Annotated in this window: 21 protein-coding genes, 1 other RNA gene and 1 pseudogene; 10 read left to right on the plus strand and 13 right to left on the minus strand. The window is 62.2% G+C overall.

Going from position 1 to position 18,995, the window contains the following annotated elements; genetic code table 11:
- Positions 1 to 17: 17 nt before the first annotated feature.
- The 3 genes and pseudogenes from NKJ58_RS00405 to NKJ58_RS00415 all read left to right on the plus strand — a co-directional run bounded on the left by NKJ58_RS00405 (position 18) and on the right by NKJ58_RS00415 (position 1,393).
- Positions 18 to 500 carry an SRPBCC domain-containing protein gene (locus NKJ58_RS00405; RefSeq protein ID WP_023668738.1) on the plus strand — a complete coding sequence of 161 codons (483 nt, stop codon included), beginning with the start codon at positions 18 to 20 and terminating at the stop codon, positions 498 to 500.
- A 21-nt stretch (positions 501 to 521) separates the two neighbouring features.
- Positions 522 to 882, plus strand: a pseudogene (locus NKJ58_RS00410) (VOC family protein).
- Positions 883 to 910: 28 nt separating this feature from the next.
- The gene (locus NKJ58_RS00415) at positions 911 to 1,393 is read left to right on the plus strand and encodes an SRPBCC family protein (RefSeq protein ID WP_352519115.1); all 483 of its coding nucleotides are present in this window, start codon (positions 911 to 913) and stop codon (positions 1,391 to 1,393) included.
- 22 nt (positions 1,394 to 1,415) lie between these two features.
- Here NKJ58_RS00415 and NKJ58_RS00420 read toward each other — a convergent pair whose 3' ends face one another.
- From NKJ58_RS00420 to ssrS, 5 genes are all read right to left on the minus strand, one after another.
- Entirely contained in the window at positions 1,416 to 2,177 is a 762-nt protein-coding gene (locus NKJ58_RS00420; protein WP_023744972.1) for a TerC family protein, read from the minus strand.
- Between the two features lie 70 nt (positions 2,178 to 2,247).
- Positions 2,248 to 3,072: a TIGR00282 family metallophosphoesterase gene (locus NKJ58_RS00425; RefSeq protein ID WP_023728645.1), complete on the minus strand. Its 825-nt coding sequence runs from the start codon at positions 3,070 to 3,072 to the stop codon at positions 2,248 to 2,250.
- Positions 3,073 to 3,128: 56 nt separating this feature from the next.
- Positions 3,129 to 3,656 carry a DUF3592 domain-containing protein gene (locus NKJ58_RS00430; protein WP_352519116.1) on the minus strand — a complete coding sequence of 176 codons (528 nt, stop codon included), beginning with the start codon at positions 3,654 to 3,656 and terminating at the stop codon, positions 3,129 to 3,131.
- 82 nt (positions 3,657 to 3,738) lie between these two features.
- Positions 3,739 to 4,323 carry a 5-formyltetrahydrofolate cyclo-ligase gene (locus NKJ58_RS00435; protein WP_023832606.1) on the minus strand — a complete coding sequence of 195 codons (585 nt, stop codon included), beginning with the start codon at positions 4,321 to 4,323 and terminating at the stop codon, positions 3,739 to 3,741.
- Between the two features lie 92 nt (positions 4,324 to 4,415).
- A non-coding RNA gene (gene ssrS / locus NKJ58_RS00440) (6S RNA) lies at positions 4,416 to 4,571 on the minus strand.
- 149 nt (positions 4,572 to 4,720) lie between these two features.
- Between ssrS and NKJ58_RS00445 the strand changes: the two genes are divergently transcribed.
- Positions 4,721 to 5,560 carry an AAA family ATPase gene (locus NKJ58_RS00445; RefSeq protein WP_023684147.1) on the plus strand — a complete coding sequence of 280 codons (840 nt, stop codon included), beginning with the start codon at positions 4,721 to 4,723 and terminating at the stop codon, positions 5,558 to 5,560.
- Between the two features lie 41 nt (positions 5,561 to 5,601).
- Here NKJ58_RS00445 and NKJ58_RS00450 read toward each other — a convergent pair whose 3' ends face one another.
- The gene (locus NKJ58_RS00450) at positions 5,602 to 7,155 is read right to left on the minus strand and encodes an MFS transporter (protein WP_352852694.1); all 1,554 of its coding nucleotides are present in this window, start codon (positions 7,153 to 7,155) and stop codon (positions 5,602 to 5,604) included.
- 125 nt (positions 7,156 to 7,280) lie between these two features.
- Between NKJ58_RS00450 and NKJ58_RS00455 the strand changes: the two genes are divergently transcribed.
- The 6 genes from NKJ58_RS00455 to msrB all read left to right on the plus strand — a co-directional run bounded on the left by NKJ58_RS00455 (position 7,281) and on the right by msrB (position 11,464).
- On the plus strand, positions 7,281 to 8,144 hold the full coding sequence (locus tag NKJ58_RS00455; protein ID WP_023684145.1) for a LysR family transcriptional regulator: 864 nt from the start codon (positions 7,281 to 7,283) through the stop codon (positions 8,142 to 8,144).
- Positions 8,145 to 8,202: 58 nt separating this feature from the next.
- On the plus strand, positions 8,203 to 8,649 hold the full coding sequence (locus NKJ58_RS00460; protein WP_023684144.1) for a GNAT family N-acetyltransferase: 447 nt from the start codon (positions 8,203 to 8,205) through the stop codon (positions 8,647 to 8,649).
- Positions 8,650 to 8,684: 35 nt separating this feature from the next.
- Positions 8,685 to 8,945, plus strand: a complete 261-nt coding sequence (locus tag NKJ58_RS00465; RefSeq protein WP_023684143.1) for a type II toxin-antitoxin system HicB family antitoxin — start codon at positions 8,685 to 8,687, stop codon at positions 8,943 to 8,945.
- Positions 8,946 to 8,954: 9 nt separating this feature from the next.
- Positions 8,955 to 10,145 (plus strand): vWA domain-containing protein, encoded by a 1,191-nt coding sequence (locus NKJ58_RS00470; RefSeq protein WP_352519118.1) that lies wholly within the window; start codon positions 8,955 to 8,957, stop codon positions 10,143 to 10,145.
- A 16-nt stretch (positions 10,146 to 10,161) separates the two neighbouring features.
- Positions 10,162 to 10,959 (plus strand): MBL fold metallo-hydrolase, encoded by a 798-nt coding sequence (locus tag NKJ58_RS00475; RefSeq protein WP_023684142.1) that lies wholly within the window; start codon positions 10,162 to 10,164, stop codon positions 10,957 to 10,959.
- Between the two features lie 100 nt (positions 10,960 to 11,059).
- Positions 11,060 to 11,464, plus strand: a complete 405-nt coding sequence (gene msrB / locus NKJ58_RS00480; RefSeq protein WP_013529102.1) for a peptide-methionine (R)-S-oxide reductase MsrB — start codon at positions 11,060 to 11,062, stop codon at positions 11,462 to 11,464.
- Positions 11,465 to 11,526: 62 nt separating this feature from the next.
- Here msrB and NKJ58_RS00485 read toward each other — a convergent pair whose 3' ends face one another.
- From NKJ58_RS00485 to NKJ58_RS00515, 7 genes are all read right to left on the minus strand, one after another.
- A complete protein-coding gene (locus NKJ58_RS00485; RefSeq protein WP_031196451.1) occupies positions 11,527 to 11,838 on the minus strand; it encodes a hypothetical protein in 312 nt (103 codons plus the stop codon).
- A gap of 7 nt (positions 11,839 to 11,845) precedes the next feature.
- On the minus strand, positions 11,846 to 12,286 hold the full coding sequence (locus tag NKJ58_RS00490; RefSeq protein WP_023684140.1) for a hypothetical protein: 441 nt from the start codon (positions 12,284 to 12,286) through the stop codon (positions 11,846 to 11,848).
- 93 nt (positions 12,287 to 12,379) lie between these two features.
- Positions 12,380 to 12,640 (minus strand): DUF2312 domain-containing protein, encoded by a 261-nt coding sequence (locus NKJ58_RS00495; RefSeq protein WP_023668722.1) that lies wholly within the window; start codon positions 12,638 to 12,640, stop codon positions 12,380 to 12,382.
- Between the two features lie 148 nt (positions 12,641 to 12,788).
- Positions 12,789 to 16,247, minus strand: a complete 3,459-nt coding sequence (gene pyc / locus NKJ58_RS00500) for a pyruvate carboxylase (protein WP_352519119.1) — start codon at positions 16,245 to 16,247, stop codon at positions 12,789 to 12,791.
- A 282-nt stretch (positions 16,248 to 16,529) separates the two neighbouring features.
- Positions 16,530 to 17,651, minus strand: a complete 1,122-nt coding sequence (locus NKJ58_RS00505) for a branched-chain amino acid ABC transporter substrate-binding protein (protein WP_023668720.1) — start codon at positions 17,649 to 17,651, stop codon at positions 16,530 to 16,532.
- A gap of 137 nt (positions 17,652 to 17,788) precedes the next feature.
- Positions 17,789 to 18,136 carry a DUF6867 family protein gene (locus tag NKJ58_RS00510; protein ID WP_352519120.1) on the minus strand — a complete coding sequence of 116 codons (348 nt, stop codon included), beginning with the start codon at positions 18,134 to 18,136 and terminating at the stop codon, positions 17,789 to 17,791.
- A 112-nt stretch (positions 18,137 to 18,248) separates the two neighbouring features.
- Complete coding sequence (locus NKJ58_RS00515) at positions 18,249 to 18,977, minus strand: ABC transporter ATP-binding protein (RefSeq protein WP_023668718.1); 729 nt, start codon at positions 18,975 to 18,977, stop codon at positions 18,249 to 18,251.
- Between the last annotated feature and the right edge of the window lie 18 nt (positions 18,978 to 18,995).

Consider the following 18,995-nt stretch of genomic DNA (forward strand, 5'->3'; position numbering starts at 1 on the left):
AGGAAGGAGCTGTGGATATGTCTCTTGGATTCAGAGTTTCCGGGCGCATCGGCAAACCGGTCGCCGAAGTCTTCGACGCCGTCGTCAATCCCAAAAAGCTGAGTGGCTATTTCACCACCATCGGCGGCGCCAGCGCGCCGCTGAAGGCCGGCACCGGGGTGGTCTGGTGGGGCAAGGTGCCCGTCGAAGTCGATGAGGTGATCAAGGACCGCCATATCGTGCTGCGCTGGGATGCCACCGATGCCGAAGGCAAGCCCGCCTACAAGACACGCATCGAGATGAACTTCGAGCCGCTGGACGATGGCGGCACCCTTGTGACCATTGCTGAATCCGGCTGGCCGGAAGGCGTGGTCGGCCTGCAGAAATCCTACCTCAATTGCGAGGGCTGGTCGCAGATGCTGGCCTGCATGAAGGCCTATGTCGAATACGGCATCAATCTGCGCGACGGCTACTACCGCGGCGAGATGAGGGGCGAGCCGGCCAACGAGACAAACAGATGAACAGCGCAACGGAGCCCCGCAATGACCGCGAAAATGACCGGCGGCATCAACATCGCCATGAAAGTGCCCCCGCATCAATACGAGGCGACGATCGCCTTCTATCGTGATGTCGTCGGCTTGAAGCCATTTACCGCCAAGACGCCAGCCATCGGCTTCGAGCTTGGCCCAAACCGTCTGTGGATCGACGAGGCGCCGATGCTGAGCCAAGCCGAAGTCTGGCTTGAGCTTTTCACCGACGATTCTGCAGCCATTGCGGATCATCTCGCCAAGGCCGGCGTCGTCCGTTGCGACGGTCGAGCCCCTGGGCGAAGGCTTTCGCGGCTTCTGGATCGCCAACCCGGCCAGCATCGTTCACATGGTGCGCGAGCCTGACGCATGGTGAGCGCAAACCGGACAAGGAAGGAGCATCGATGGAAATTCACAAAACGCCGACTGCCGAAGCCGGCATGCTGATCAGGCGGCCGGTCGCCGATGTCTTCGAGGCGATCGTCGACCCGGCCATCACCACGAAATTCTGGTTTACCCACAGTAGCGGCCGGCTGGATAGCCGCAAAGAGGTTCGCTGGGAGTGGCGCATGTACGGCGCCTCGGCGATGGTCAATGTCAGCGAGATCGTCGAGAACAAGAAGATCGTCATGCAATGGAGCGATCCGCCGACCACTGTGGTCTGGACATTCACGGAGATGCCCGGCGCCGAAACGCCTGACGGTGCGACCTTTCTTGAGGTCAGCAATTTCGGCTTCGCCGGCACCGCCGACGAGCAGGTCAAGCAGGCGGTCGGCTCGACCAACGGCTTCGCACTGGTTCTTGCCGGCGCAAAGGCATGGCTGGAACAGGGCCTGTCGCTTGGCCTGATCGGCGACCGCTACCCAAACGGCATGCCGGGGCGCTAGGGCCGCCCCTGCGGCACCAGCCTCAATGCCCGCCGCCGGATTTCTTGCGCCGCCGCGCCAGCATGTTCAGGCCCTCGACCAAGGCGGAAAAACCCATGGCGGCGTAGATGTAGCCCTTCGGCACATGATAGCCCATGCCGTCGGCGATCAGCGTCATGCCGATCATCAGCAGGAAGCCCAGCGCCAGCATGACGATGCTTGGGTTCTTGGCGATGAAGTTGGCCAGCGGCCCGGCCGCCAGCATCATCACGCTCACCGCCACGATCACGGCGATGTACATGATGGCAATCTCGTCGGTCATGCCGACGGCGGTGATGATCGAATCGATCGAAAAGACGAGATCGAGCAGCAGGATCTGGAAGATGGCGCCGGCAAGCGAGATCTGCAGCGTCTCGCCCATCATCGTATCCTTGTGGTCGTCGGGATCGACGGTGTGGTGGATTTCCTTGGTCGCCTTCCAGACCAGGAACAGGCCGCCGGCAATCAGGATCAGGTCGCGCCAGGAAAAGCCATGGCCGAACGCTGTGAACACCGGCGTCGTCAGCTGCACGATGATGGAGATGGTTGCGAGCAGCACCAGCCGCATGATCAGCGCCGCCGAGATGCCGAGACGCCGGGCGCGGGCGCGCTGCGCTTCCGGCAATTTGTTGGTCAGGATCGAGATGAAGATCAGATTATCGATGCCGAGCACGACCTCAAGCACGATCAGCGTCAGCAAAGCGACCCACGCGGTTGGATCGGAAACAAATTGAAAATGCGGCGCCAGGAACTCAACGAGCTGCATGGAGGTCGTCCCCTCTACGATCTAGAGCAGTTTCGTCGCCAATTAGGTACTATATTCCACCATATCAATGTCACGACCAGAACGATGGCGCGGTTTCTTCAAGCCGCGGCCCGCGACGAAACGGCGCGATCTTTTCGGCCAAGCCCGTCCGGTCGGAAATGTCGACGCCGACGCCGCACAATGTCGCCGGTCCGGTGGCCGCCTCGAAGCGGCCTTTCGGAACTTTCGACAGGAAGCGGTTGAGCGGCTCTTCCTTGTCCATGCCGAGCGAGGAATCATAGTCTCCGCACATGCCGGCATCGGACATGTAGCCGGTGCCGCCATTGAGGATCTGGTGGTCGGCCGTCGGCTGGTGCGTATGGGTGCCGATGACGAGGCTGGCGCGGCCGTCGACGAAATGCGCGAAGCACATTTTCTCCGAGGTCGCTTCGGCATGGAAGTCGATGACCACGGCATCGGCCTGCTCGCCCAGCGGACAGGCGGCCAGCTCGCGCTCGCCGGCCTGGAACGGATCGTCGAGCTCGGGATGCATGAACACCCGGCCCATAATGTTGGCGACCAGCACGCGCGCGCCGTTTTTGGCGATATAGACGCCGGAACCGCGCCCCGGCGTTCCCTTGGGGAAGTTGGACGGGCGCAAAAAGCGCTCCTCGCGCGGCGCGAAGACCAGTGCGTCGCGCTGGTCCCAGACATGGTTGCCGGTGGTGACGACATCGGCACCGGCGGCGATGGTGTCGCGAAAAATGTCTTCGGTGATGCCGAAGCCGCCGGCGGCGTTCTCGCCATTGACGATGACGAAGTCGAGTTTGAAATCCGAGATCAGGCTGGGCAGTTGTTCCCACACCGCCGTACGTCCCGATTTGCCCACCATGTCGCCGAGGAAGAGAAGTCTCATGCCCACTTCTATCCAGAGGCACGGACGCTAGGCAAGCGCTACCCGGGCGATTGGCGCTAACGCCGGCCGAAAGTACCACGCTGCTGTTGAGGCGGCTTGGCGCTCGCGCCCGCAACGCGAACTGCCGAAGGCATCATCGGTGACGCCGGCGGTGCGGCGCGTCCGCGCAGCCAGAAGAACCAGACGTAGAAAACAGTGAACCCACCAGTAGCGGCCAGGAGCAACAGCCCGCCGCGCCAGCCCTTCATCGCCGCGGTATCGAGGATCGATGGATTGGCAGGGTTGTAATACAACTCCACCGCGTCGCCTTTGGACGCCGTGTAGAGGCCGATGTCCTTTCCCTTGCCGGACCACGTCATCGGTGCATCGTTCGCGACATAGGTGACAGCGACGTTGATGCCTTTCGCGGTGAGGCCATTACCCTGGGCTTCGCTGTAGGAACTGACATCCGTCACAGTGGCAACCGTCTGATGCCAGGCGAACTGTTGGTGCAGGGCCGTTCCGGAAATGTGCAATGCCATCGCGAACAGCGTTACCGCGATGAGGACGAACGGCATCAGCAGGAAGCGTGCGAAGACAAACATGATGGCCGCCATCGGCTCGGACTGTGTTGCCGGAATACTATCCGGCACGTCTTGGAAACGCGTTAAGCGGGATCGCGGTCTTTTAAGCGATGTCGAAGCGGCGCAAACCGCTCTCGGTCAGTATTTCCGGGATGATGACGTCGTGCGCCTCATCCGGCACGAGACCCACCTCCTGGCAATCGAAAGCGATGCCGATCAGTCGTGGCGGCTGGCCCTTGTCGATCAGCCTGGCGATGGCGCGGTCGTAATAGCCGGCGCCATACCCGATGCGATGACCGCGGCTGTCGAAGGCCGCGAGCGGCACCAGCATCACCGCGGGATCGAGAACCTCGGCCTCCGCATGCGGACCGACCGTGCCAAAACCCATCTCGACCATCGGCGCGCCGCGCACCAGTTCGCGAAAGACGATGGTGGTCTTGTCGAGGATGGCCGGCAGGCAAAGCCTGGCCCCCTTCTCGCGCAAGGCGAACATCAGTGGCCTGATGTCGACTTCCGATCGCATCGGCCAGAAAGCTGAAACGATCTGACCCGGCTCGATGGCGAGGTGGTCGCGCGCCGTCTCGGCCATCTCAAGCGCGATCTCCACCCGCCACAGCGGATCGAGCGCATCGCGGCGGCCGAGTGCCTCGAGGCGCAGCTGCTTTTTCAGGGCTTTGGGAGATGTCATCCGCGGACGATAGAAAAGGTCGGATCTGGGTGACGTTTCATGAGCGACGTTTTCTACCACATCATCCGCCAAACTGGGCGGATACAGGTAAGTGACGATCCACACAACCGGTGGAGAGAGCGATCCCGGGAACCTACAAAGTAGGTGGGCGCCGTATGAGAAAACCCACGGGTCTTCCCAGGGACAGCTCCCTAAGGATCGTTAAGGCCCCGGGGAAAATGTTCTCCTGCCGGGAAGCGCAGACCGCCAAGCCCAATATAGGCGGCTGGTCGGTCAAGCGCTAGTGACATGAGCCGATGTTTCCATTTCGATCTCACACGCTTTGGTCGCAGCCGGCTCGCCCTTGCACAGGTCAAGCAGCGTCCTTACGCTCGCGCTGACCAACCGAGGAGCAAGTATGCGTTTCGAAGGCACGGCGGCCTATGTCGCCGACAAGGATCTGATGGTGGCGGTGAACGCCGCGATCGCGCTGGAGCGGCCATTGCTGGTCAAGGGCGAGCCGGGCACCGGCAAGACCGAGCTTGCCCGCCAGGTGGCATCGGCGCTCGGCCTCGACCTGATCGAATGGCACGTCAAGTCGACCACCCGTGCGCAGCAGGGACTGTATGAATATGATGCCGTCTCGCGGCTGCGCGACAGCCAGCTCGGCGATGCCAGGTTCAACGACATCAAAAACTACATCAAGCGCGGCAAGCTCTGGCACGCCTTCGCGGCCGGTAAGAAGGTCGTGCTGTTGATCGACGAGATCGACAAGGCCGACATCGAATTCCCCAACGACCTGCTGCAGGAACTCGATCGGATGGAGTTCTTCGTCTACGAAACCGGCGAAACGATCCGCGCCGCTGTGCGCCCCATCGTCATCATCACTTCCAACAATGAGAAGGAACTGCCCGACGCCTTCCTGCGCCGGTGCTTCTTCCACTACATCCGCTTTCCCGATGTCGACACGCTGCACAAAATCGTCGACGTGCACTATCCCGGCATAAAGCAGAATTTGGTGCGTGCTGCCCTGACCCAGTTCTACGAGATCCGCGATGTGCAGGGGTTGAAGAAGAAGCCGTCGACCTCCGAGGCGCTCGACTGGATCCGCCTGCTGGTCGCCGACGACATCGCACCCGAGGATCTGCGCGCCGACCCCAAGAACGCGCTGCCGAAACTGCACGGCGCGCTGCTCAAGAACGAGCAGGACGTGCATCTGTTTGAGCGCCTTGCTTTCATGGCCAGGCGGCAGGGGTGAGGATCGAGGGTTGGCTGACAGCTACGGGCGGCTTTGGCCGCTTACTCCGCGGGAGCAAACCCTCTCTCCTGCGGCGCGACGCGCTTCGGCCCGAAGATGGCGAAGCCGATGACCGACAGGGCGAGAACGCCGATCCCGCAATAGAGCATGACCCAGCCGAAACCGTTGACCAGGGCGGCATGCACGATGGCGCCGGATGGGTCGAGGGCTGCGAGCTTCGGCGTCCCCTGCGCAAGGCCCTCCAGATTGCCGGTGGCGACCCTTTCCGCCAGTGCCCGCAACTCATCCGGCTCCAAAGCCGCGCCGAGTGTGGCCCGCAGGTGGGAAACGATACCTTGCGTCAGCAGCAGGCCGAGCACCGCGATGTTGATGGCAAGCGTGATCAGGCGTGCGCTGATATCGATGCCGGACGCCATGCCGGCGCGATCCGGCGATACCGCGCCGGTCGTGGTGTTTGTGGTCGGCGAATTGGTGAGACCGATGCCGATGCCAGCAATCAGCGTGCCCGGCAGCATGGTCAGCCAGGTGGCGCCCTCGAGCCTGGAGCCGATCCACATGGCGATGAAACCGATCCCTAGCGTCAGCAGACCGAGCGGGATGGCAATTCGCGCCTGATAGCGCGCGCGAATGCGCTCGGCGATCGGCGGCATCACCATGAACGGCAGCGTGTAGACGAGCAACAGCAGGCCGGTCGTCGTGCTGTCGTAGCCGAGAACGCCGGAATAATAGATCGGCAGATAGATGATGAACGGCCAGTAGCTGAAATTCATGCCGATGGCGCCCATGATCGCGCCGGAAAACTGGCGGATGCGGAACACGGAGAAATCGAACATCGGATAGGGATTGACCCTCTCGGCGACAAGGAAAGCGATGAACGCAGCCACGGAGGCTGATATCACGCCGATGCGGGCGCTGGTCCCGAGATCCGCACCCTGCGTGATCAGATAGGAGAAGCCGAACACAGAAGCCGACAGCGTCAGCATGCCGGCCCAGTCGAGTTTCTGGGCATTGTGATCGCGCGATTGCGTGACACCGATGCCGATAAAGGCGAGCGCCAGGATCGCCAGCGGCACGTGGATGAGGAACACCCACTGCCAGTTCGACAGCGCCACGATCAGGCCGCCAATGGCGGGACCGAAACCAAGCCCGATGCCTGAGACGACGCTCCAGGCAACAAAAGCCTTGCCGCGTTCACGGCCATCCTGGAACTGATGCGACAGCACGGCGACGCTGCAGGTCAGCATCGCGCCGCCGGCGAGACCTTGCAGGAAGCGGGCGGCGATCAGCAGCGCCGCACTCGGCGCCAGGCCGCACAGCAGCGAGGCGAGGCCGAAGGCGACGGTGGTGATCACCATCACGCTCTTGCGGCCGAAACGGTCGGCCAATGTCCCTGTCGCCATCAGCACTGTGGTGCAGGCGATGGTGTAGGCATTCATGATCCACTGCAAATCCCTGAAATTGGCGGCGAGCACGCTTTCCAGTTTCGGCAGGATCACCGGCACGCTGGAGATTTCGAGCCCGACAAGAGCGACGCCAAGCACACGCCGGTGAGCGCGATGGTGTTTCGTTGAATTGGCATATCGATCTCTTTCCATCCGAGCATGAGGCGCTCTTCAAACCGCGATCAAGTTGAGATAGAGGAGACTTGATCATGAAAAAAGGCTATGCTCGGCTATATCAGAAATGACAAAACGGAATGATTGGCCAATGGAGTGCTGCGATGATCAGTCTTGATGTGGACGCCGTACGAACCTTTGTGATGGTGGCCGATCTGCAGAGCTTCACCCAGGCGGCCACGGCGCTGGGCAGCACCCAGGCGACAATCAGCGTCAAGCTGCGCCGTCTTGAGGAAAAGCTCGGCGCGCGATTGATCGAAAGAACGCCGCGCCGCGTCAGCCTGTCGGCACGAGGCGCCGTCTTCCTCCCCGCTGCGCGCGACTTCCTTGCCGCGCACGAGCGCGCCATGGCGGAGTTTGCGTCAGCACCGTGCCGGCTTGCGCTCGGCTTTGTCGATCATGCCGCCGGTCCGGCGCTGTCCATTCTGATTGCCCAGCTCCATGCGCACGATCCATCGCTGACGCTCAGTTTGAGGATCGACACCAGCACGGTGCTCAAGGAAGCTTTCGATCACGGCGAGCTCGACGCGGTTATCGTGCACCGCGAAGGCGACAGCCGTCCTGGCCGGACCTTGTCGCGCAACCACTATGGCTGGTTCGCCGCACCTTCCTTCGAGTGGCAGCGCGGAACGCCGTTGCGCCTCGCGCTCTTAAGCACCGTGTGCAACTGTCCGGATCGTGTGCGGGCGGTCGAGGCGCTGGACAAAGCAGGCATCGCCTGGGAGGAGGCCTTCGTCGGCGGCGGCGGCGCGGCCGTCAACATTGCGATATCGGCGGGCTTTGCCGTTTCGGCGCTGGCTCACTGCGTCGCTCCGCCCGGCCTGATCGAGGTTGGCCGCAAGCTCGGCCTGCCGTCGCTTGACCCCTCCGAAGTGGTCCTGCATTCGCACAATCTGGCGCCGCGGGCGCGTGACGCGCTGCAAATGCTGGCGACCGCATTTCGCGAGTACAATTCGCCGGTGGATTAGGCGATGGTGTTTCCGATCTGATTCCGCCGGAATCCGATAAGGCTTTGGAGGAACCGAAATGACCGAGATCACCGTCCGCCCGCTGGCGCTGGCCGACCATGCCGACTGGCGGCGGCTGTGGACTGCCTACCTCACCTTCTACGAGACCAAGCTGCCGGACGAGGTCTACGACATCACCTGGAAACGACTGTTCACGGAAGGTGAATTCGAACCGAAGGGGTTTATCGCCACGCTCGACGGCAAGGCGGTCGGCCTGACCCATTATCTCTATCACCGCTCCGGCTGGTCGGAGAAAAACAACTGCTACCTGCAGGACCTGTTCGCCGACCCTGATGTGCGCGGCAAGGGCATCGGTGCGGCCCTCATTGAAGCGGTCAAGCAGGAAGCCGACAAGATCGGCGTCAAGAACGTCTATTGGATGACCCACGAAACCAACGCCACAGCGCGCAAGCTCTACGACCATGTCGCGCGACGGACGGGCTTCATCGAGTATGATCTGCTATGATGCGAGCGCGATCGAAATAACGCGGAAGGAGCCGAATGATCCGCTATGTCGGAATCCTGGATGGCAGTGACGGCGTTTGGGGAGTGCGGATGCCCGGTCTCGCCGGCTGCCACGGGGCCGGCGCAAACCCGGCGGAAGCGATAGCCGACGCCGCCTCGGCTATGCGCGAATGGGCGGAAGCCCGCATCGCGAAGCACTTGCCCATGCCCAACCCACGTACTGTGGCAAATCTTCTGCAATCCGGCGAAATCGACAGTGCCCGTGGCGACTCCGCCGTGACCGTTCGGCATAGATAACGGCCAACCATGTTCCTCCCCTTCTTTCTCGAACTGAAGGCCGCGCGGGTTCCCGTTTCGCTCAGGGAATATCTGTCGCTGCTGGAAGGGCTGGAGGCCGGGCTGGTCGACTATGACGTCGAGGGTTTTTACTACCTCGCCCGCGCCGCGCTTGTGAAGGACGAACGCCATATCGACCGCTTCGACCAGGTGTTTGCGCATGTCTTCAAGGGGATCGAGGCGCTCACCGGCCCCGATGCCGTCGGTGTCGCCAACATCCCTGAGGAATGGCTGCGCCGGCTCGCCGAAAAGCACCTGACCGAGGAAGAGAAGAAACTGATCGAGGCGCTCGGCGGTTTCGACAAGCTGATGGAGACACTGAAGCAGCGGCTGGAGGAACAGAAAGGCCGCCACCAGGGCGGCTCGAAATGGATCGGCACCGGCGGCACTTCGCCTTTCGGCGCCTATGGCTACAATCCCGAAGGCGTGCGCATCGGCCAGCATGAAAGCCGCAATCGCCGTGCGGTGAAAGTCTGGGACAAGCGCGAGTTCAAAAATTTCGACGACGCCGTCGAGCTCGGCACCCGCAACATCAAGGTGGCGCTGAAGCGCCTGCGTCGCTGGGTGCGCGAGGGTGCGGAGGAAGAGTTCGACCTGCCCGGCACCATCCATGCCACCGCCGAGCACGGCTATCTCGATGTGCAGACGCGCCCCGAACGGCGCAACGCCGTGAAGCTCTTGATGTTCTTCGATGTCGGCGGCTCGATGGACGACCACATCAAGAGCGTCGAGGAGCTGTTTTCGGCCGCCCGCGCCGAATTCCGCCAGCTCGAATATTTTTACTTCCACAACTGCCTTTACGAGGGCGTCTGGAAGGACAACCGGCGCAGGCATGCCGAGACCATCCCGACCTTCGATCTGCTTCACAAATACGGCCCCGACTACAAGGTGATCGTCGTCGGCGATGCCTCGATGAGCCCTTACGAGATCGCGCATCCCGGCGGTTCGGTCGAGCATTGGAACCCGGAAGCCGGCAGTGTCTGGCTTGACCGCCTCATCCAGCAATGGCCGAATGCGGTCTGGCTGAACCCCGAAAACCAGAAAAACTGGGGCTTCACCCATTCGATCGCGATGATCCGCGATCTCTTCGGCGGCCGCATGTTCCCACTGACGCTGGCCGGGTTGGAAACCGCGACGAAGCAGCTCTCACGCAAGCGTTGATATGAGAGGAAAACCGATGACCTGCTTTCTTTGCCCGCAATGCGGCGTCCAGTTCGCGGCAACGCAGACCCCTCCAGAAAATTGCCCGATCTGCGAGGACGAGCGGCAATATGTGCGCTGGGAAGGCCAGGCCTGGATCACTGGGGAAGAACTCTCTGCCGGGCATAGGCTTGTGATGAAGGACGATGCCGGCGTTCTCGCTTTCGGCATCGAGCCGCGCTTTGCTATCGGCCAGCGGGCGCTGCTGGCGCAGACGCCGCACGGCAATGTGCTGTGGGATTGCATCTCGATGGTGAGCGACGAGGCGGTAGCCGAAATCAACCGTCGCGGCGGCCTGGCCGCGATCGCCATTTCGCACTGCCACTATTATTCGGTGATGGTCGAGTGGAGCGAGGCGTTTGGCGGCGTGCCGATCTATCTCCATGCCGACGACCGCCAGTGGATTATGCGGCCGCACAACGCCATCGTCAGCTGGGCGGGCGAGACGCTGGCCATAAACCCGTCGCTGACACTCGTGCGTTGCGGTGGCCATTTTGCCGGCGGCCAGGTGCTGCATTGGAAACGCGATGACGGTAACGCCCTGCTGTCCGGCGACATATTGCAGGTGACGCCGACGCGTCGCCATGTCAGCTTCATGTACAGCTATCCGAACTACATTCCGCTCAATGCGCCGGCCGTGCGACGCATCGCGGCGGCACTTGAGCCTTTCGAATTCGACGACATCTACGGCGCGTGGTGGCAGCAGAACATCATCGGCGGCGCAAGAACGGCATTTCATGCGTCGATCGCCCGCTATCTTCAGGCGATTGGGTAGGAGCTCGGCTGAAAATGCGAGCAAAACACGTAACAAACGCCTATCTCTAAGCGAATATAGCTTGCAACCAACAACAAGCCGCCAAGGCTGAGGAGATCAAATGGACACCCACACCTACCCTGTCACCCGCACCGACGCCGAATGGCGCGCCCGCCTGACGCCCGAGCAATATGCGGTCATGCGCGGCCATGGCACCGAACGGCCCGGAAGCTGCGCGCTGCTCTACGAAAAGCGCGCCGGCACCTTTTCCTGCGTCGGCTGCGACCAGCCGCTGTTCGAATCCAAGCTCAAGTTCGAGAGCGGCACCGGCTGGCCGAGCTTCAATGATCCGGTGCCCGGTTCGGTCGAAAACACCGTCGACCGCAGCTACGGCATGGTCCGCACCGAATGCCACTGCGCCCGCTGCGGCAGCCATCTCGGCCATGTCTTCGAGGACGGCCCGCCGCCGACCGGCCTGCGCTATTGCATCAACGGCGTGGCGCTGAAATTCGAGCCGGCGGCTTAAGCCGCGGCTTGACCACCATCTTCAAAGGGCGGCTTCGGCCGCCCTTTTTCGTGTCAATCTTCTCAGACAACCACCACCAGGATCAGCCAAAGCGTAGCCCCGAGCGTCATCAACGAAGCCTTGGCGCCACTGGATTTTTCCGTGGTTCGCCAGACGGCAAAGGTCAGAAAGATGTTGTAGGGCACGGGCGCGAAATGCACCGCCAGGACGACGGCGAGCGGCAGCTTCAAGCCGAGCAGAATGAGCGCGGCCACCGACGAGGTGATGTTGATCGCCGTGCCGACAAGGACTAGATCGCGCCAGAACAACCGCTCGACCGGAACCGCGCCTTGCCAGCGCGAGCCGAAGAAGGATCCGATGCTTTGCACCAACACCTGATAGCTATCCCTCTCTCAGCACGTCGGTGACGGCGCGCTCGAAGCGCGAGCATTCCGTCACCAGCCAGTCGGCCATGGCCGGCCAGTTGTCCTCGGCATAGCAGTTCACCCGCCACATCGAATTGATGCCGAGGCCCTCGCAGCTCTGCTCCGGCCTGAGCTTCAGCCTGTCTTCGATTGCCGGTTGGAACCGCTTCAGCCGCGACCAGACCCCGGTCGCGCCGAACTTCTCGTTACGGCCGAAAAAGACGCCAACTTGGCTTTGCGCCGGCGCGACATACATGGACAGGACCAGAGCGAAGTCAGGCAGCCCGCGCTGCCAGAACCAGGGTCCGCGCCGCGCCATGGAAGCGCGTTCCTCCGGATGCCGTTCGGCGAACAGCGCCCAGAAGCTGCGTTGGCGGAATTCAGAGGCGCGGCGGGCGCCGAAGTCGAATTCGCTCATGGTTCGATGCCCGTTCCAGCATCATTCCTTGGCCCGAGACTGTTTCGAAATTCGCTCCGGCGATATCAGCCGGAGTGGAATTTCCAGACAGCCTTACACCATGCCGAGCGCGGCCTTGTAGAGATCGAGGATGGTTTCCTCTTCCTGGCGCTCGGCCTGGTCCTTCTTGCGCAGCCGGATGATCGACCGCATCGCCTTGGTGTCGAAGCCGGTGCCCTTGGCCTCGGCGAACACTTCCTTGATGTCGTCGGCGATGGTCTTCTTTTCTTCCTCGAGCCGCTCGATGCGCTCGATGAAGGCGCGCAACTGGCCGGCGGCAACAGTCTGGCTGGTATCTGTGATGTCGTCGGCCATGTTTTTTCTCCGCTACTTTTTCGCACCGCGATTCTGGCGCGGTAAATTGGAGCGGGTTCGATGCCCGAGCAGGCGCGGCGGGTCAAGCCATTATCGGCGCTTCGTGAACGGCTGCTGCCAGCCGTCCCCAGTGTGATGGATCCGCGCGTCAGCCAAACGCGATCAACAGATCCTTCGCATCGATCTGATCGCCGGCCTTGACCAGCACTTCGGCCACTGTGCCGTCGCGCTCGGCATGCAGGGCCGTCTCCATCTTCATGGCTTCGATCGACAACAGCACGTCGCCGGCCTTGACAGCTTGGCCGGCGGCAACCGAAAGGGCGGAGACCACGCCCGGCATCGGCGCGCCGACATGCGCCTCGTTGCCGGGCTCGGCCTTGCGCCGAGCCTTGGCCGCCGAGGCGCCATGCGCCCTGTCCGGCACCCGGACACGGCGCGGCTGGCCGTTGAGCTCGAAGAACACGGTGACCATGCCCTTCTCATCGACGTCGCCGATCGCAAGGCAGCGCACTACAAGCGTCTTGCCTTTTTCGATGTCCAGGAAGATCTCATCCTCGGACTTCATGCCGTAGAAATAGGTCGGCGTCGGCAGCACACTGACCGGCCCGTAGGTTTCCTGCGCGGCGGCGAAGTCGGTGAACACCTTCGGATACATCAGCCAGGAGGCGAATTCGTACTCCGAGAGCTTGCGCTCCAGCTTCTGCTCGATCTCCTTGCGGCTGGCCTTGAGGTCGGCTGGCTTGAGCAGCGAGCCCGGCCGTACGGTGATCGGCTTGGTTTCCTTCAATGCCTTCTTCTGCAGCTTCGCAGGCCAGCCGCCGGGCGACTGGCCGAGATCGCCGCGCAGCATCGAGACGACCGAGTCCGGGAAGGCGATGTCCTTGGCCGGGTTTTCGACGTCGGCAACGGTCAGATCCTGGCTCACCATCATCAGCGCCATGTCGCCGACCACCTTGGACGACGGCGTCACCTTGACGATGTCACCGAACATCAAATTGACGTCGTGATAGGCTTGTGCCACCTCGTGCCAACGCGTTTCCAGCCCCAGCGAACGCGCCTGTTCCTTGAGGTTGGTGAACTGGCCGCCCGGCATTTCGTGCAGATAGACTTCCGAGGCTGGCCCCTTGAGGTCGCTTTCGAAGGCGGCATACTGGTTGCGCACCGCTTCCCAGTAGAAGGAGATTTTGCGGATCCATTGCGGATCGAGGCCGGGATCGCGCTCGGTTCCCTTCAGCGCCTCGACGATCGAGCCCAGGCAAGGCTGCGAGGTGTTGCCGGAGAAGGAATCCATCGCCGCGTCGATGGCGTCGACGCCGCTTTCCACGCCGGCCAGCACCGTCGCCGCCGACAGGCCTGACGTGTCGTGGGTGTGGAAATGGATCGGCAGGTCGGTCGCCTCGCGCAGCGCCTTGAACAGCACGCGGGCGGCAGCCGGCTTCAAAAGCCCGGCCATGTCCTTGACGGCGATGATATGGGCGCCGGCTGCCTGCAATTCCTTCGCCAACCCGACATAGTATTTAAGGTCGTATTTGGCGCGCGCCGGATCGAGGATGTCGCCGGTGTAGCAGATCGCCGCTTCGACCAGCTTGCCCTCCGCGCCCACCGCGTCCATGGCGACGCGCATATTCTCGACCCAGTTCAGGCAGTCGAAGACGCGGAACAGGTCGACCCCACCGGCCGCTGCCTGGCTGACGAAATGTTGCACGACATTGTCGGGATAGTTGGTGTAGCCGACGCCATTGGCGCCGCGCAGAAGCATCTGCAGCAAAAGGTTGGGGGCCGCTTCGCGCACTTTGCTCAACCGCTCCCACGGATCCTCGGTGAGGAAGCGCATGGCGACGTCGAAGGTGGCGCCGCCCCAGCATTCCAGCGACAGCAGCCGCGGCAGCGCGCGCGCATAGGTACCGGCAATGCCGGCAATGTCATGCGTGCGCATGCGGGTGGCGAGCAGCGACTGGTGACCGTCGCGCATCGTCGTGTCGGTGACAAGCACCTCTTTTTGCTCACGCATCCAGGCAGCGAATTTCTCCGGCCCCAACGCGTCTAGCTTCTGCTTGCTGCCATCAGGCACATTGCCGTTGAGATAGGGCACGACAGGCGCTGCCGCATCGGTCTTGGGCATCGGTCGGCCGCGGGTTTCGGGATGGCCGTTGACGCTGACGTCGGCCAGATAGTTGAGCAGCTTGGTGGCGCGGTCCTGCCGCTTCACCTGCGCGAACAGCTCCGGCGTCGTGTCGATGAACCTGGTCGTGTAGGAATTGTCGGCGAAGCGCGGGTGGTTGATGATTGCCTCGAGGAAGGTGAGGTTGGTGGCCACGCCGCGGATGCGGAACTCGCGCAGGGCCCGATTCATGCGGGCGATCGCCTCGGCCGGTGTCGGCGCCCAGGCAGTCACCTTCTCCAGCAGCGGATCGTAGAAGCGGGTGATGACCGCGCCCGAATAAGCGGTGCCGCCGTCGAGGCGGATGCCGAAACCGGCGGCTTCGCGATAAGCGGTGATGCGGCCGTAGTCCGGAATGAAACTATGCTCCGGATCCTCGGTCGTGACGCGGCACTGCAGCGCGTGACCGTTCAGCCTGATGTCGGCCTGCGCCGGCACGCCCGACTCTTTCGTGCCGATGGCAAAGCCGTCCAGTATGTGGATCTGCGCCTTGACGATGTCGATGCCGGTCACCTGCTCGGTGACGGTATGCTCGACCTGGATGCGCGGATTGACCTCGATGAAGTAGAATTTCCCGGTGTCGGCGTCCTGCAGGAATTCCACCGTGCCGGCGCCGATATAGCTGGTCTCCCGCGCGATCTTGAGCGCATAGCCGCAAAGCTCCTGGCGCAATGCCTCGCTGAGGTAGGGCGCCGGCGCCCGTTCGACGACCTTCTGGTTGCGGCGCTGGATCGAGCAGTCGCGCTCGAACAGATGTACAGCGTTGCCATGCGTGTCGCCAAGCACCTGGACCTCGACATGGCGGGCGCGCTCGATCAGCTTTTCGAGATAGACCTCGTCCTTGCCGAAGGCGGCCTTGGCCTCGCGCTTGCCTTCCATCACCTCGCGGGCGAGGTCGGCTTCCGTGCGGATGGCGCGCATGCCGCGCCCGCCCCCGCCCCACGATGCCTTGAGCATCACCGGATAGCCGACTGTCTTGGCGAGCTGCTTGACTGCTTCCATGTCGTCCGGCAGCGGTTCGGTTGCCGGCACCACCGGCACGCCGACCTCGATGGCCAGATTGCGCGCGGCGACCTTGTTGCCGAGCCGGCGCATCGTGTCGGGCTTCGGCCCTATGAAAGTGATGCCGGCCTCGGCGCAGGCATCTGCGAATTCAGGGCTTTCCGACAGCAGGCCATAGCCCGGATGGATGGCGTCGGCGCCGGACAGCCTGGCGACGCGGATCACTTCCTCGATCGACAGATAGCTTTCGATCGGCCCCATGTCCCTGGCCAGATGCGGCCCGCGCCCGACCTGGTAGCTTTCATCGGCCTTGAACCGATGAAGCGAATATTTGTCCTCCTCGGCCCAGATCGCCACGGTTTTGAGGCCGAGCTCGTTTGCCGCGCGAAAGACGCGGATGGCAATTTCGGACCTGTTGGCGACGAGGATCTTCGTGATGGCCAAGGAAGGAGGCTCCGGACAGGGAGGGATGGGGCAGAGGCATGATTAACGCGAAAATGCTGCAGTGCAACCAAAATCGGGGAGAGATTAAACCGATTTAAAAGGGATTCTAGCACCTCTGCTCGAAAAGCTGCGTGCGATTGGCGTCGCGAGGTGACGCTAATTGTCGTGCCCGCACAAATTCGACCCCGGCTAGCGGCTTATCCAGCCACCCTCGCTTTGCCCTGTCACCAAAGAAAAATGCCCGGCGCGAGCGCCGGGCATTCCATAGAGCTGTGTTCCGAATTACGACTTCGGGAACCAGGAGATCTTGCCGTCCGGACCCTTCTTCCATTCGTACATGATGTAGCCCGGGAGCTTCGGATCGCCCTTCGCGTCATAGGCGAGATCGCCCAGAACGGTCTTGAACGGGCCCTTCTCGTGCAGCGCCTTGGCCACTTCCACGGGGTCGTTCGACTTGGCCACGGCAGCGGCCTCGGCGATCACCTGCATGGCGGCGTAGGAGTAGAGAGTGTAGGCTTCCGGCTCGAAGCCCTGGGCGCGGAACTTCTCGACCAGTGCCTTGTTCTCGGGGATCAGACGCGGATCTGGACCGAACGTGTTGAGCGTACCGATAACCGCATCGCCGGCGATCGCAGCCAGCTCGTCGGTCACGATGCCGTCGCCCGACATCAAGGTAGCCTTGAGGCCCTGGTCAGCCGACTGGCGGATGATCAGGCCGGCTTCGGTGTGCAGGCCGCCCCAATAGATCAGGGTGACGCCGGCGTCCTTCATCTTGGCGATCAGCGCCGAGAAGTCCTTGTCGCCGACATTGACGCCTTCATACATGACTTCGGTCAGACCGGCTGCGTTCATCGCCTTCTTGGTCTCGTCGGCAAGGCCCTGACCATAGGGGGTCTTGTCGTGGATGACGGCAACCTTGGCGTCCTTGAAGTTGGTCGCGATATAGCCGCCGGCGATGCCGCCCTGCTGGTCATCGCGTCCGCAGGTGCGGAACACGTTCCACAGGCCGCGCTCGGTGAATTTCGGGTTGGTCGCCGCAGGCGTCACTTCGACGATGTTGTTGTCGACGTAGACTTCCTGCGAAACCGGGATCGAGACGCCCGAGTTGAAGTGGCCGATCACGAACTTCACGCCGTCGCCGACGAACTTGTTGCCGACCGAAATGCCCTGCTTCGGATCGGAGACGTCGTCGCCGACTTCGAGCTTGATCTGCTCGCCGTTCATGCCGCCTGCGGCGTTGATGTCGGCAACGGCCGCTTCCGCACCCTTCTGCAGCTGCGCACCGAAGGCCGCATTCGGACCGGTGATCGGACCTGCGACGCCGACGATGACGTCAGCCCATGCATTGCCACCGAACGCGACAAGCGCGGTCAGGGCAACGGCGGACAAAAGTGATTTCTTCATTTAAACGCTCCCATTTACGAGGTGGGCGTGGATGAAACTTTCATGCGATGCCCACCCTTATCGCAGAAAGCGTACTTTGCCGATTTTCAGGCCCTTGTCACGCCGATTCATCCCCGGAACGGCGTTAATGATGAACGTCAACCTTTCGGTTTCCAGCTTAAGATCGAAGCCCGTTCGTAAAGCCAATTATACTGCGTCACCATCTGGTTCGTACGCGTGTATTGATAGCCGACAAATCCCAATAACATGAGCACGATTGTGTCCACGACATAGTATTGCAGCGAAAACATCGTGCCGCTGAACAGGGCATGATGGATGAACCTGATGCCGATGCCGAGGCCCAGCAGATAGGCGAACAGCGCCGGCAGGCTGCGCCATGTCTGGGCGCTGGCCTTGCCGGTCATCCATGCCGCCCAGCCGCCGAGCAGACAGGTGACGAAGAAGAACTGCCAGATGGAAGGTTCCTCGTGAAGAATGCCTTGCATGATGAAGACTCCCTAGCATGATCCCGAAAAGTTGCAGACTTTTCGGACAAAGGTCATGCGACAAACAAACAAGTTGGAGCGGAATACCGTATGCATACATTCCGCTCCAAAATCAGTGATGGCCGCCTTCGAGATAGGCCGCCCGCACTTCCGGATTGGCGAGCAATTCCTTGCCTGTGCCGCTCATGGTCACGTTGCCGTTGACCATGACATAGCCGCGCGTGGCGAGTTTGAGCGCGCCGAAGGCGTTCTGCTCGACCAGGAACACGGTCAGCCCTTGCGTGCGGTTCAGCTCGCGGATGGCATCGAAGATCTGCTTGACGATCAGCGGCGCCAGACCCAGCGACGGCTCGTCGAGCAGCAGCAGCTTCGGCCGCGCCATCAGCGCACGTCCGATCGACAGCATCTGCTGCTCGCCGCCCGACAGCGTGCCGCCGCGCTGGGCAATGCGCTCCTTGAGGCGCGGGAACAGCGCGAACACCTTCTCGGCATCTTCGTCATAGTGCTTGAGATTGTCGAGACCGGCGCCCATCTGCAGGTTTTCCATCACCGTCATGCGCGGGAAAATGCGCCTGCCTTCCGGCGACTGCGCGATGCGCATGCGGGCGATCTCGTGCGTCGGCATCTGGGTGATGTCGGTGCCGGCGAAAGTGATTGAGCCGGCACGAGCGCGCGGCGCACCGAAGATGGTCATCATCAGCGTCGACTTGCCGGCACCGTTCGCACCGATCAGCGCGACGATCTCGCCCTGGTTGACGTGGACATCGACGCCGTTCAGCGCCTTGATGTTGCCGTAGTAGGTCTCGACGCCCTTGATGTCGAGCAGCGTTGTCTCGGCCATCACTTACGCCCTCCGCGC

This window comes from Mesorhizobium sp. M0139 (assembly GCF_040322455.1).
In the GTDB taxonomy this organism is placed as follows: domain Bacteria; phylum Pseudomonadota; class Alphaproteobacteria; order Rhizobiales; family Rhizobiaceae; genus Mesorhizobium.

Excerpts from the sequence above, each read along its gene's own strand:
- NKJ58_RS00405 (WP_023668738.1), top strand. The coding sequence starts at position 18 with ATGTCTCTTGGATTCAGAGTTTCCGGGCGCATCGGCAAACCGGTCGCC.
- NKJ58_RS00415 (WP_352519115.1), top strand. The coding sequence starts at position 911 with ATGGAAATTCACAAAACGCCGACTGCCGAAGCCGGCATGCTGATCAGG.
- NKJ58_RS00420 (WP_023744972.1), bottom strand. The coding sequence starts at position 2,177 with ATGCAGCTCGTTGAGTTCCTGGCGCCGCATTTTCAATTTGTTTCCGAT.
- NKJ58_RS00425 (WP_023728645.1), bottom strand. The coding sequence starts at position 3,072 with ATGAGACTTCTCTTCCTCGGCGACATGGTGGGCAAATCGGGACGTACG.
- NKJ58_RS00430 (WP_352519116.1), bottom strand. The coding sequence starts at position 3,656 with ATGTTTGTCTTCGCACGCTTCCTGCTGATGCCGTTCGTCCTCATCGCG.
- NKJ58_RS00435 (WP_023832606.1), bottom strand. The coding sequence starts at position 4,323 with ATGACATCTCCCAAAGCCCTGAAAAAGCAGCTGCGCCTCGAGGCACTC.
- NKJ58_RS00445 (WP_023684147.1), top strand. The coding sequence starts at position 4,721 with ATGCGTTTCGAAGGCACGGCGGCCTATGTCGCCGACAAGGATCTGATG.
- NKJ58_RS00450 (WP_352852694.1), bottom strand. The coding sequence starts at position 7,155 with ATGGAAAGAGATCGATATGCCAATTCAACGAAACACCATCGCGCTCAC.
- NKJ58_RS00455 (WP_023684145.1), top strand. The coding sequence starts at position 7,281 with ATGATCAGTCTTGATGTGGACGCCGTACGAACCTTTGTGATGGTGGCC.
- NKJ58_RS00460 (WP_023684144.1), top strand. The coding sequence starts at position 8,203 with ATGACCGAGATCACCGTCCGCCCGCTGGCGCTGGCCGACCATGCCGAC.
- NKJ58_RS00465 (WP_023684143.1), top strand. The coding sequence starts at position 8,685 with ATGATCCGCTATGTCGGAATCCTGGATGGCAGTGACGGCGTTTGGGGA.
- NKJ58_RS00470 (WP_352519118.1), top strand. The coding sequence starts at position 8,955 with ATGTTCCTCCCCTTCTTTCTCGAACTGAAGGCCGCGCGGGTTCCCGTT.
- NKJ58_RS00475 (WP_023684142.1), top strand. The coding sequence starts at position 10,162 with ATGACCTGCTTTCTTTGCCCGCAATGCGGCGTCCAGTTCGCGGCAACG.
- msrB (WP_013529102.1), top strand. The coding sequence starts at position 11,060 with ATGGACACCCACACCTACCCTGTCACCCGCACCGACGCCGAATGGCGC.
- NKJ58_RS00490 (WP_023684140.1), bottom strand. The coding sequence starts at position 12,286 with ATGAGCGAATTCGACTTCGGCGCCCGCCGCGCCTCTGAATTCCGCCAA.
- NKJ58_RS00495 (WP_023668722.1), bottom strand. The coding sequence starts at position 12,640 with ATGGCCGACGACATCACAGATACCAGCCAGACTGTTGCCGCCGGCCAG.
- NKJ58_RS00505 (WP_023668720.1), bottom strand. The coding sequence starts at position 17,651 with ATGAAGAAATCACTTTTGTCCGCCGTTGCCCTGACCGCGCTTGTCGCG.
- NKJ58_RS00510 (WP_352519120.1), bottom strand. The coding sequence starts at position 18,136 with ATGCAAGGCATTCTTCACGAGGAACCTTCCATCTGGCAGTTCTTCTTC.
- NKJ58_RS00515 (WP_023668718.1), bottom strand. The coding sequence starts at position 18,977 with ATGGCCGAGACAACGCTGCTCGACATCAAGGGCGTCGAGACCTACTAC.